The organism is Nocardioides sp. CF8 (assembly GCF_000389985.1).
GTDB lineage: Bacteria > Actinomycetota > Actinomycetes > Propionibacteriales > Nocardioidaceae > Nocardioides > Nocardioides allogilvus.
In genome coordinates, this window is record NZ_CM001852.1 from 3,932,317 (window position 1) to 3,944,853 (window position 12,537).

Here is a 12,537-nt window from a genome sequence, read left to right on the forward strand (position 1 = left end):
GGCTGCTCGTCATCGTGGGCCTCGGCGCCTTCGCACCCAAGGTCGAAGCCGAGCTCTCCGGCGCCGGCTGGCAGGCCGACGGCTCGGAGTCCGTGGCGGCCCGCGAGCTCGCCCAGGAGCACTTCGGCGGCAACGCCAGCACCGCCATCCAGGTCGTCGTGCACAGCCCCGACGGGCCGGTGACCGAGGGCGCAGGCAAGGCGGTGCTCGCCTCCGCCACGACGATGCTCGAGCAGGACTCCCGGATCGCCGACGTGGTCCAGCCCCAACCCGGGGCCACCCTGAGCCAGGACGGCCGAACCGCCGTGCTCCTCGCCGGCGCCAACGTCGACCCCAACGAGATGGTCCGCGTCGCCGACGACCTCAAGGCTCCGCTGCAGGACCTGTCCACCGACGCCATCCAGGTGAACCCCACCGGGGCCTCCCTACTGTGGTCGGACTTCAACGAGGCCAACCTGGACGCGATGCTCAAGTCCGAGATGGTCTCCTGGCCGGTGACCCTAGCCATCCTGGTGCTGGCCTTCGGCGCCCTGGTCGCCGCCGGGCTTCCGCTGATCCTCACCCTGTCCGGCCTGGTCGCCTCCGCCGGGTCGCTGGTGCTCATCAACCAGTTCGTCCCGGTCTCGATCTGGGCGATGAACTTCGCGATGATGTTCGCCCTCGCGCTGGGCATCGACTACGCCCTGTTCCTCGTGGTCCGCTTCCGGGCCGCCCGGATGGGCCACCACGAGAACGCCCGACAGGCGATCGCCGAGACCATGGACACCGCCGGCAAGGCCGTGCTCCTGTCGGGCGCCACGGTGCTGATCTCGCTGTCCGCGGTGATGCTGGTGCCGTCCCCGTCGTTCCGGTCGATGGCCGGCGGGATCATGCTCTCGGTCATCTTCGTGCTCGCGGCCACACTCACTCTGCTGCCCCTCGTGCTGTTCAAGCTCGACCACCGGATCAACAAGCTCTCGCTGCCCTGGGTGCACACCGGGGAGCACCGCTCGGCGAAGTTCGCCGCCTGGGGCGAGCGGCTCTGGAAGCGCCCGGTGGTCTTCGGTCTCGCCTCGCTCGTCGTGCTCCTGGCGCTGGCCGCCCCGCTGCTGGGCCTGAAAACGGCGATGCCCTCGATCAAGGTGCTTCCCGAGGAGTCCAGCGCCCGGGTCGGCTACGACCTGGTCCAGGACGCTTTCGGTGAGGGAGCGCCCGGCACGTTGCAGATCGTCGTCGACCGGAGCCAGGCCAAGGCTGCGAGCCAGGTCCTGGCCGACGATCAGGGGATCTCCGGGGCCATGCCGGCCACACCCGCGGCCGACGGCAGCGACCTGGCGCTCATCCAGGCCGTCCCCACCGTCGACCCGTCCGACCCTGCGCTGTCCGACACCGTCGACCGGCTCCGCGCCGACCTGCCGGAAACGGCGGTGCTGGGGGGCGCGGCGGTGGAGAACCTCGACCTGAAGACCCAGCTCGACGACTCGACCCCGCTGGTGATCGGCGTGATCCTCGCGCTGGGCTTCCTGCTGCTCCTGGTCGCCCTGCAGGCGCCGCTGATCGCCCTGCTCGGCACCCTGGCCAGCCTGCTGTCCACGGCCGCTGCCTTCGGCGTGGCCCGGATGGTCTTCCAGGAGGGCTGGGGCGCGAACCTGCTGGGCTTCGAGTCCCAGGGATTCCTGGACGCGTGGGCGCCGGTGTTCTTCTTCGCGATGATCTTCGCGATCGCGATGGATTACACCGTCTTCCTGCTCGCCTCCGCCAAGGAGCACTACGAACACTCCGGCGACCCTAAGGAGGCCATGGTCGGCTCGCTGGCCCACTCCGGCCGGGTGATCTTTGCCGCCGGCGCGGTGATGGTGGCGGTGTTCTTCACCTTCGCCCTGTCCGGCCCGCTGCCGCCCAAGGAGATGGGCATCGTGCTCGGCGTCGCCGTCCTGCTGGACGCGTTCTTGGTGCGGCTCGTGCTGCTGCCAGTTCTGCTGCGGCTCACCGGCCGGGCGGCCTGGTGGACGCCGTCGTGGTTGACCCGCGTCTTGCCGAACATCCGTTTCTCCCACAGCTGATCAACCACCACCACCACCGAAAGGAGAACCACCATGTGCAGACAGGTCACCTGTCGAAAATGTGGCAAGCCCAGCTGGGCCGGCTGCGGCCAGCACGTCGACCAGGTCATGGCCGGCGTCCCGAAGGCGCAACGCTGCCCGGGGCACCCCAAGGAACCCGGCAGCGGCTTCCTCGCCAAGCTCTTCGGGCGCCGTTGACGCCAGCCAACCCGCACTTGCTCGGGAGGCCGCCGGGACAATCCCGGCGGCCTCCGCCGCACTGTTCACGCCGCATTCCCCGACGTCTCGAGGCGTCGACAACCCGATCGGAGATCCATGAACCTCGACCGCGCCGTGCTGTCCCTGGCCGGCACCATCATCTTGATCAGCGTCCTACTGGGCGCGTTCGTCTCCAGCTGGTGGCTGCTGCTCACCGCCTTCGTGGGCCTCAACCTGCTCCAGTCCAGCATCACCGGCTTCTGCCCCGCCGCACTCATCTTCCGACGCCTCGGTATCCCCGGCGGCTGCGCCTTCCGGTGAACCCTCGTTCTCCCGGCGTCGGCTCGATGTACTGGGAGGCGGCGGCTGTGCTGTTGGCGTTACAGCCGGATGTAGGCCAGCCCTGTCACTGACGATGCGCCAGGTGGACCAGGGCGGCGGGCACCACGAGCACGCCTGCCGGGAGTGGGGCTCGTCGAGCCCGAGGCTCACGAGGCTGTTGTGGCACAGCGCCACGTCCGCACGCACCTCCCTCATGGCTCGCAAGACCTCGGCGGACACGTCCTCATCCGTGACAACAAAGACCGGCCGCGCCCCCCTGGACGACTATCTCAAGAGGCGCATCGGCCAGCGCTGTCCGCACGTTGAAGCCGCGAGCAGCGCCGACTGCACCACATCCCGCGGCTCGCCCTGCGCGTGCAACAAAACGCCCCCGGACGACGCAGGGCCCTCGACCGAGCCGGATCGAGCGGCCCCGCCGGGGGTACCCGAGGCGCAGGTCACCGACGCGCCACTTCGTCCTCAGCCCGAGCCTCCGGCCCGAGTGTCAGCCCAGCCTGGTCCACCTTGCGCCGCGCGCGACGCCACGCGACTGTGGCAGCAATGATCGCGACAGTCAGCGGCAGGACCCAGGCCGGGACGGCGGCTCCCCAGGTCGAGACGGCCTCTTGGGCTGCGTACTCGAGGTCGGTGGTGTCGCCCAGACCGAAGCTTCCGGTGAGTCCGGCGGTGCCGTCGTAGCGCAGGAACAATGCTCCCATGGTGATGAACAGCAGCCCTGCTGCCACCGATGTGGTGTGGGTGGTGATGGGGCCGATCGTGAGGGTGCGTCCGCGGAGCCAGCGTCGCCGGCCGAGGTCGAAGCGATCCCAGAGTAGAGCCATGGCGAACATAGGCACGGTCATGCCCAGGGCGTACACGGCGAGCAGCGATCCGCCGGCCAGCGGTGAGTCTTGAGTGGCGGCGACCGTCAGGATCGCGCCCAGCACGGGGCCGGAGCAGAATCCGGCGAGGCCGTAGACGGCTCCCAGCATCAGAGTGGAGACCCACCGGTCGCCGTCTCGGCCCATCACCCACCCGTGCAGACGGCTCACTCCAGGGACGCCGAACCCGCGACCGAGCAGCTGCAGGAGACCCAGTCCGATGATCGACCAGCCCGCGATCGAGATCAGCAGCGACCGTTGCCCGTAGAACAGGGCAGAGGCGAAGTTCGCACCCGCTCCGAGGGGCACCAGTGTGAGGGTGAGCCCGAGGTAGAAGACCCCTGTTCGGGCCAGCAGCGCGCGCGGGCTGGCAAAGGCGTAGGCGAAGAACGAGGGCAGCAACAGCGCGCTGCACGGGGAGAGCAGCGCGAGCACCCCGGCCAACAGCGCGGTCAGGAAGCTGACCTCACTCACTGGGTGGCCTCCTCGGCGGCCTTCTCAATGGTGTCCTGGAAGACCGCGGTGGGCTGGGCGCCGATCACCGGGACACCGTTGATGATGAAGGCGGGTGTGCCGGTCACACCGATCGCCTGGCCTTCGGCGAAGTCGTCCTGCACGGCGTCTTGGGTGGCCTTCGAGTTCATGTCAGTGAGGAACTGGTCGACGTCGAGGCCGAGATCTTCGGCGATGCCGGCGAGGTAGTCCTCGTCCAGCTGCCCGCTGTTGGGCGGGAGCTGATCGGCGTACATGGCGTCGTGGAACTCCCAGAACTTGCCCTGGGCTGCCGCTGCTCGGCCCGCGTGCGCGGCCGTCGTGGACTCCTCGCCGAGGTAGGGGAAGTCGCGCCACTCGATGCGCAGCGTCCCGTCCTCGACATACTCCTCGATGAGTGCGGGTTCGGTGTCCCGGGCGAACTTCCCGCAGAACGGGCACTGGAACTCCGAGTAGTTGACCATCACCACGGGGGCATCGACCTCCCCCATCGCCATCGGGTCATCCGGCGCTCGGCGGGCCAGCTTCTCCCAGGTCTCGTCGGAGGCTCGTCCCTCGGCCGCTGAGTCGGAACTGCCCCTGGTCACGCTGTCGGATTCGTTGTCGTCGCTTCCGAAGCTGGGGAAGATCACGATGGCGAGCACGACGATCGCCGCGAGCGCGGCCACGATGGCCGGCAAAACGGCGTTCTTGCGTTCAGACATGGGAAATTCCTCGATCAGTCGATGCGGTTGGTGTGTGGGTCGAGTTCGGGGTAGACGGAGCCGGGCACGCCACTGCCCCTCTAAGCCGGGCGCGCAGTGCCCAGCCCAAGAGGACGACGGCAGCCAGCTGGAAGACGGGCTGGAGGGGTTCGAACCAGGTCAGCGCACCGGAGGTCCCCAGCAGGACCAGCACGATCTTGTTGCACACCGGGCAGCCCACAGCGAAGAAGGTGAGAGTGCCACCGATCCAGCCTCCGCGGCGCGTGCGACGATCTTCGGGCTGCACGGGGTTCACGTAGGTCGCCACCAGCAGCCCGGTCAAGACAGCCGTCACGACGAGTGCAGGCCAGGACCACCAGGTCGGCGGGATCTCGCGACTGAAAACCGGGGTGTCGATCAGGTCCGTGGGGATCGCGACCAGCAACCCGAAGCCCAGTGCGGAGACCGCAGCGGTCGCCCACTGCCTCGACCCCCAGGCCCGGAGGACCTGCAGGGCTTGCCAATTCATGCGGCACCGACCTCGACGGGATGGCCGTGCGTGCGCCACTCCAGCATGCCGTCCTCCAGGCGACGGGCGGGGATGCCCTCGACGGCCAGGAGTCGGACGGCGTCATGGGCCAGCACACAGAAGGTGCCCCGGCAGTACGCCACAACCCGGGGGCCCTGACGCAGGGTGGCGGACATCGCGCCCAGAGCCTCCAGCGGTGCGCTCGTGGCGCCGGGGATGTGGCCGGCCGCGAACTCCTCCGCCGGGCGGACGTCGAGCAGGACCAGGTCCCCGCCCTGCAGCAGTTCCTCCAGCTCTTGGCGAGAGATCACACCCACCTCGCCGCCGGGCAAGTTCAGGTAGGAGTCCAGCGCTCGGGCCACGTCGGCCGAACGCTCCCGCGCCACTGTCCGCATCGCGGCGTACAACGCGGCCACGTCGTCACCGGCCAGCCGGTAGTAGACCCGGGTACCTTCGCGCCGCGTGGACACCAAGTTGGACGCCTTCAGGACCTGCAGGTGCGCCGAGACCGTGGTTACCCCCATCCCAGCGGCCCGGGCGAGGTCGTCGACCGACCGCTCTCCCTGCGCCAGCAGCTCCACCAGCTCCAGACGTCTGGCGCTACCGAACGCCTTGCCGACCACGGCGAGCTCGTCGAACACTCGACTGCGGTGCTCATCCATATCCTCCACCCTTTCTCCATAGATCTTTGGAATACAGTAGCGACATGCGGCAAGTGGCCGTCGGTGAGGCCACGAGTTCCCAACGCGAAGAGCCCTGGGTGTGCGAAGCAGGATTGCTCGGACGAGGGGCTGACGTTGCTTGCCCGTCAGTCGAGTGGCCCCACACCTCCAGGCCGTCCGTGCCCATCTGCTGGACCCTCGGACGACAGGCCGGGGCAGCCCAGGAGCACAGGACCGCAGCTCAGCGCAGTCCCAGTACCTCAGAACGCCACTGCCTTCTCGCGCCGACCGAGTCTGACCCCGCCCTCGGACACGGCCCGTAAACAGGCTTTCCCACAAGCTGATCCCGTTGCGGACCGCCTGTGCCAGCCGGGTAGGCCGTCTTGGTGGTTGCCGCGTAGCGCTTGCGGGCCGCCTCGCCCGGACGTGCCGAGCATGCCGCCGATCGCGGATCAGGACACGCCTGCTCCGAACGCGGCAACCCTGGGTCTTACCGAGGCCAAGGCACGCGCTCAGGACGCTTCCTGACGAACATTCAGCACTCGATTCGCCCCGGATTCGCGCAGTGACGGTCGGAGATTCGCTCAGAGCGACTCTGAGCGAGGCGGACTCATCGCGGCGGGCCGGCCGGGTCAGGTCCAGCAGGCGGCGGCGCGCCTTGGTCGGGGCGAGTGGCGGCGGCGCTGGTGGCGAGCCGCTGCTCGTCGGCCCGGCGACGGGACTGAGGATCGCGCTTGCTTGTCTGCTTGCGGGCCTCGGCGTTGATCTCGTCGATGCGGACCTGGGCGTAGCCCGGGCGATTGCGGTCGCGCGCCATGCTCTCGGTGACGGTCTGGTGTTCGAGGATGCCGGACGCGAGGTGGAGTCGGTTGCGGAGCCGCGCAGTGGCTTCGAGCCAGACCTCCGAGCCGCGGACACCGAGGATCCGGGCGACCTGGTGGATGAGCTCTTGGCGCACGTCGGTGTCGGACCAGTGGCCGGCCGTGCGGAGCAGGTGGTCAATCATCGCGTCGCCGAGCGGGGCTCGGTTCTCGATGGCCGCTGTGATGGCGTCGGGACCCTGGGTCTCGAACAGGTTGGCCGGGTCCAGTCCGTCGGGCAGTTCAAGGTGGGTCGGGTCGAGGTCGGCAGCGGTCAGGTGCCAGAAGGCCTTCTGTGCCGCCTTCCAACCGGCGGGGTCGGAGTCGGTGGCGACGGCGATGCGCTCGCGACCGTTGACGATGTCGATGTTGGCGCGCAGCAGCTTGATCTGGTTGACGGTGAGCGCGGTTCCCATCGGGGCGATGCCGGCCGCGGTGCCGTTGCTGCCCAGGGTGATGGCCAGGGCGTCCATGGGGCCTTCGACGATGACCGGGAGTGCGCCGCCCGCGAGGAGTTCGCGGGCTTCGCCGTACCCGAAGAGCGCCTCGCCCTTGGTGAAGACCGGCGTGGTGCGGGTGTTGAGGTACTTCGGTCCGGCGTAGTCGTCGTCGGTCCTGGTGGGGTTGCGGCGGCCGAGGAAGCCGAGGATCGCCTGTCCGGCGGGGTCGTGGGGGTCGCGGATGGGCATGATGAGCCGGTCGCGGAAGAAGTCGCGGTAGTACGTCGTGCCGTCGTTGCGTTCCCGCAGGGAGACGAGTCCGGCCTGCTCGAGTTCGTCGATGGTGGCGCCCTGGTCGGTGAGGTGGCGGATCAGGCTGCGACCGCCGCCGGGCGCGTACCCGGCTGAGTAGTTGGGGTGGTCGACGAGGTCGGTTCCCAGGCGCTCGCGCAGGTACTCCGGCGCCCAGGATCGCGGGTAGCAGGACTCGAAGTAGGCCAGCGCCTGCTGGTTGAGCCAGTGGATCCGTTCGGCTGGGATCTGGTTGGGGTCGGGGAAGGCGTTCTCGGCTGTGACCTCGTCGATGTGCTGCCAGAGGAGTGGCGCGTACGGGTCCTCGACGTATAGATAGTCGGCGTCCGCGGTGTCGTCGTACGACGTCGGGTCGTGCTCGTCCAGGGGCGACTCCCGGCCGGCCGCCTCAGTGTTGAGGTCGGCGTGCTCGCCCGGGGTGGGGGAGTGGACGACGGACGCGTCGCCCTCGTCGGTCTGGTCGCGGTAGAACGCTGCCATGAACTCGTCGGCGTCCTCGGGCGGCAGCATTTCCCGTTCCGGGGAAGCGTCGGCGTCTCCGTACGGTGCCACGTCGTAGCCGGGCTGCGCGTACGTGGGCGGGTCGGTGAGCATGGCGATGCGCAGCACGAGCGCGTCAGCTACTTCGACGCCGGTGAGGCTTCCGTCTTGGGGGACGCCGGCGAAGGCGGTGGAGAGGATGTCGTTCGGGCTCCAGCCGTGGTGCTCGCAGGCTTCGTCGACGGCCGCCACGAGCGCGGGCCACGCGGGCCCCTTCTGGAGGTAGACGGTCTTCGCGGTGCCGACAAGCTCGGCCAGCTCGGTGAGCCATGCAGGTTGCAGCAGGTCCGCGGAGTGCTCGTCGGCCCCGAGAGCGACCGGCCCGAGGTGCGGAACGAGACGCCACCACAGCGCCGCGGCCTGCTGCTCATCGGGCAGCGGCCGCGCGGCGGTCTCGGTGTCAGGGTTGGTGCGGGCATGGCTGGGCGGTAAGGACGGGTCGGCGGCGAGGGCCTGCTTGATGTAGTCGGTCACAGGCAGCCCGGCGCGCTCGAGGCGGGCGAGCCGTTGGCACAACGGGGTGATCCACGGGTCGGCGCGAACGGTCTCGGGCAGCACCTGGAACCAGGTGCGCTGCGAGAACGGGTAGCTCGGACGAGCCTGACGCACGGCCCGATTGAGCTTGGCCTGGTAGGCGCCGGGGGCACCGATGGTGCGGTCGCCGGTGGGGCGTAGGTCGTTCTCGTCAGTACCGGCCATCGCCCTCCAAACGGCGAGATCGGCCCGCAGGTCGGTGTCCTCTTCCTCGAGGAAAGGCTGTGCCCACGCGGGGGCGGTGGCGCCGGTCCAGGCGCGGGCCGCTTCGCGGACGGCGTCGATTCGTTCCCGGACAAGCCGGTGGTAGGTCGCCGCGAACGGACCCCAGTCGTGAGCCTCGGCCAGCCGGACCGGGATGCCGGGCAGCCAAGGGAGCGGCCCGGCCGCGGCCGGGGGAGTGTCCGCGTCGTGCGGCCGGGCAGTCGTGAGGTCGGCGACCCCATCATCGAGGAGGTCGTCGACACGGGCGTCGAGCACCGCGGCGGGGTCGCGGGCGTCGGCCAGCGAACCGATCCTCACTGCGGCGCTCAGCACCTTCAGGGGGCTGTGTTCGTCGAGCGCGCTGAGTGCGAGGTGGGAGCGCAGTGTCGGCCAGGCGGGTGCTTCGGTGAGGCCGGTCACGAGTGCTTCGGCGTGGGCGTCGATCTTGTCCATACCGATAGGGCCGATGAGGTTCTCGGCTCCGGCGGTGACGGCGTCGTGGTAGCGGGCAGCCATGTCGCCGAGCAGCTTGTGCGGGTTGGTCTGCTCGCGCAGCGTGGTGGTCGCGGAGACTGGGGAACCATCGCGACGCAGCATGTCGGCGATCCGGTCGAGCGCGGTCGGCGGGATCAGGGCCTCGGGTCGGATCAGGTTGTGCGGGTCGCCGTCGGAGGCGACGTTGAGGTAGAGGTGGTTTGCGAACTTGCCGCGGGACAGCGCGACGTAGAGCAGGTTGCGGTCCTCGTCACCGGTGAGAACGACGTGACAGGTGCCGGTAGTGACGCCTTGGGCGCCGTGAACGGTGGTGGCGTATCCAAGCTGGACCGTCGTGGAGACGTAGTCGGCCGGCAGGGTGATGACCTTGCCGAGCTTGCCGTGGACCACAGTCAGGGACCCGTCGTCGTTGACGGATCTGACGTGCCAGCGGTCGCCGTTCTTGACCCAGTTGGTGCGGCTGATGGCCAGGCGGCGGTCGTTCTCGCGGGTGATGACCCGGTCACCTGCGGAGACCAACGTGTGATCGGCCAGCGTCAGCACTCGCCCGATCTGCTCCTCGGAGAGTCCGGCGACGCGGTCGTTGCGGGCACGGGTGTTGAGTTCGGCGACCAGGTCGCGGGTGGGCGCAATCAAGATCGAGTCGGAGACTCCATCGCTACTGGCCCGATCGGCTGCCACATCGGCTGCCCACGCGGCGTAGGCCTGGTCGGCGCAGGCACCGAGGTCGCCGACGTGGATGCGGCCTCGGTCGGCGTAGAACGCGATCGCCGACGGGTCGCCTTCGCGCAGCGCGAGGGTGGCGGCTGCTTCGGCGTGGTTGAGGCTGCCGTCAGGGTTGCGGAAGCGGTGCACCTCGCTGAGGGTGACGGCGCCGATCTGGTGGGCGATGTCGCGCAGAACGCCGCCGGCGGCGACTGAGGCGAGCTGTCGGTCGTCGCCGACGAGCCGGACCTGGCCGCCGCGGGAGGTGACGTAGTCGATCGCGGCCGCGAGATCGGTGGTGGCGGCCATACCTGCCTCATCGATCAGGACGAGGGTCTTGGCGTTGATCTTCTCCATCCACTCGGGTGGGTTGCCGTTCTGGGCGTGCCACACGAGCTTGGCCAGGCTGTCTGCACGGACCTTCTTTCGACCCGGGCGCCACCCCGATGAATGTGGTCCGCGGAGCAGGGCCTTGGCCCGCTCTCCGGCGCCGGCATCACCGTTCTCCGGGTTGATGGAGGCGCCGAGTTCTTGGGCCGCGACCGCGGACGGTGCGAGGCCGATGACGGTGCCGCCGGAGTCCTGCCAGGCGCGGGTGAGGACCTGCATGGCAGTGGTCTTGCCGGTTCCCGCGGGCGCGAGGGCGAGCTGGACGGCGCGGCCGCTGGTGGCCATCTCGCGGACCAGGGACTGCTGCGCGGCGTTGAGGTGGAGCTCGTTGGCGGCGGCCTCGGCGACCGCGATACCGACACGGACCTCACTGATAGTGCGGCCTCCCGTGCGGCGGGCGGACTCAACGACCCTGCGTTCCGCGTCGATCACGGCATGGGAGGTGTACTGGCGGGCCCCGGCCAGGCTGTAGACGCTGACGATCTCCTCACTCTTGGAACCGCACTCGACCCTGTGCTCGCTGCGCTGCAGCGGAGCGGGGATCGTCACCCCCTGCACGGCCGCCGTGGTCTGTCGGGTGAGCGGATCAGGGTCGTTGAAGGCGATGGAATGATCGCCGATCGCGGTGACCACGACCCGGTCGACGGCGGCATCGAGGTCAGCTCGCCGCACGCCGTGGGCGCGGGCCTGGCGCTGCACCTCGGCGCGCAGGTGCCAGACCTGCCACGTCGCACGGTCCTCGGCGACCCGCGTGACAACACGCTGCGCGGTCTCGGCGACCCACTCATCAGTGACATCCTGGGCGTCCGACGGGTGCCCGAGGCAGTCCTCGACCATGTCCCGGACGGCCTGCTCGCTGCCGATGATGGCGGTGGCCTCGGCCAGCCAGGCTGCCCGCTGGTCGACCTCAGCGCGGGGTGCGTGCTTGGCCTGGCGGGTCTGGTCCCAAGCCTTCTCGGCGAGGGTGACGGCCTCGCCCTCGGTCGGCGGGCGACCGTGCTCGGCCTGGAAGGCGGCCGCCAGTTCGCGACGTCGGACCTCGATCGCGCGGTGCCGCTTGGACCAGGTCTGGGCCAGACGCTCGTCGACGCCGACGATCTCGCGCACGGGCCGCTTGTCCCCAACCGGTCCATGGCCCTTGCCCAGACCGCTGCGGCGGTTCTCGAAACGCACCCCCAGCCGAGCGATGAGCTCGGTCTCGACGAGGGTGTTGTACATCTCCGCGAGGCTGACGTTGGCCTTGAAGAGAACCCGTCCGTCGACGGCGAGCCAGCGCCCGGTCTCGTCCTGGACCTTGTTGCTGACCGCGACGTGGGTGTGCAGATGCGGGTCAGAAGAACGTGCGTCGCGGTGAGTGAACATGCCCGCGATCAGGCCCATTGCCTTGACCTGCTGGAGGCCGCCGCGGCCACGTCGCGTGAACAGCACCTCCTGCTCCAGCCACGACAGCGTGGCTTCGACAGCCGAGTGGTGGGCGTCCTCGATCTGCTTGGCGACATCGCGATCGGCCAGTGCCCACAGCGTCGAGACGGACTTCACCGGAGCGAAGGTGAGGTCGTACCCGGCCACCGCGGTGGTCTGCTGGCGGGTGGCCTTGGCCATGAAGGAGCCACGCTCGCGGTCGTCGATCGGGGCGCGACCGTGCTCGCGGAGGAAGTGCTCGTTGCCCAGTTCGGTGCGGATCCGGGCGCGTTCCTCGGCCGGGACAGGCGTCTTCCAGTGGAGCCCGTGGGCCAGGTTGAAGGCGATGTAGCGCTTCGCGGTCTCCTGGATGAACTCCGGCTGGTTGCCCAGGTACCTGGCGAAGACCCGGCCGAGCTGGGAGGCCTTCTTGGCCTGCTCAACGCTCTTCCCGGCATCCAGAGCGGCGTTCTCCAGCCGCTCAGCGTCCGGGTGACGGCCCTCACCGAACAGGTTCCGCATGTGGGTCTCGGTGACCTGAGAGCCCACCTCGAGGTCGAGCGCGCCGAGCCCGACGCCGAACCAACGCCCCGGTGACTCGCCCTTCTCGGCGTAGTAGTCGGCCAGCCCCTGGTGGCCGCGATCGGTGGCATCGTGCACGGCCACTTGGCGCGTCAGGTACGTGTACCCGTCTCCCGCGGTCAGCTTGTGCACACCCATCACGTCACGGAGAAGCAACCGCGGCGACCCGGTTTCGGACACCTGCCCGACAGCGATTTCCGACAGTGGGCCTCTATGTTGCAAGCCCTTTCGGGCACGAGTTTCAGGCGTAGTCTGACGGTGGTGGG

General features: G+C 69.3%; 7 protein-coding genes. 2 read left to right on the forward strand and 5 right to left on the reverse strand.

Features of this window, described 5'->3' with window-relative positions; genetic code table 11:
• A partial coding sequence (locus tag CF8_RS19140; RefSeq protein ID WP_036491509.1) for an MMPL family transporter occupies window positions 1-2,042 on the forward strand: 2,042 nt, incomplete at its 5' end.
• A gap of 315 nt (window positions 2,043-2,357) precedes the next feature.
• Entirely contained in the window at window positions 2,358-2,561 is a 204-nt protein-coding gene (locus CF8_RS19145) for a YgaP family membrane protein (protein WP_036491511.1), read from the forward strand.
• 458 nt (window positions 2,562-3,019) lie between these two features.
• Here the strand turns inward: CF8_RS19145 and CF8_RS19150 are convergent, their stop codons facing one another.
• The 5 genes from CF8_RS19150 to mobF form a co-directional block, all read right to left on the reverse strand.
• Window positions 3,020-3,916, reverse strand: a complete 897-nt coding sequence (locus CF8_RS19150) for a cytochrome c biogenesis CcdA family protein (RefSeq protein WP_010834747.1) — start codon at window positions 3,914-3,916, stop codon at window positions 3,020-3,022.
• On the reverse strand, window positions 3,913-4,638 hold the full coding sequence (locus CF8_RS19155) for a DsbA family protein (RefSeq protein ID WP_036491514.1): 726 nt from the start codon (window positions 4,636-4,638) through the stop codon (window positions 3,913-3,915). Before CF8_RS19155 ends, CF8_RS19150 begins: the two co-directional genes overlap by 4 nt.
• On the reverse strand, window positions 4,631-5,146 hold the full coding sequence (locus CF8_RS19160) for a hypothetical protein (RefSeq protein ID WP_051204273.1): 516 nt from the start codon (window positions 5,144-5,146) through the stop codon (window positions 4,631-4,633). Before CF8_RS19160 ends, CF8_RS19155 begins: the two co-directional genes overlap by 8 nt.
• A complete protein-coding gene (locus tag CF8_RS19165) occupies window positions 5,143-5,787 on the reverse strand; it encodes an ArsR/SmtB family transcription factor (RefSeq protein ID WP_010834750.1) in 645 nt (214 codons plus the stop codon). The genes CF8_RS19160 and CF8_RS19165 overlap by 4 nt, the downstream gene beginning before the upstream one ends.
• A gap of 631 nt (window positions 5,788-6,418) precedes the next feature.
• Window positions 6,419-12,409: a MobF family relaxase gene (mobF, locus tag CF8_RS19170; RefSeq protein ID WP_036491516.1), complete on the reverse strand. Its 5,991-nt coding sequence runs from the start codon at window positions 12,407-12,409 to the stop codon at window positions 6,419-6,421.
• Window positions 12,410-12,537 lie beyond the last annotated feature (128 nt).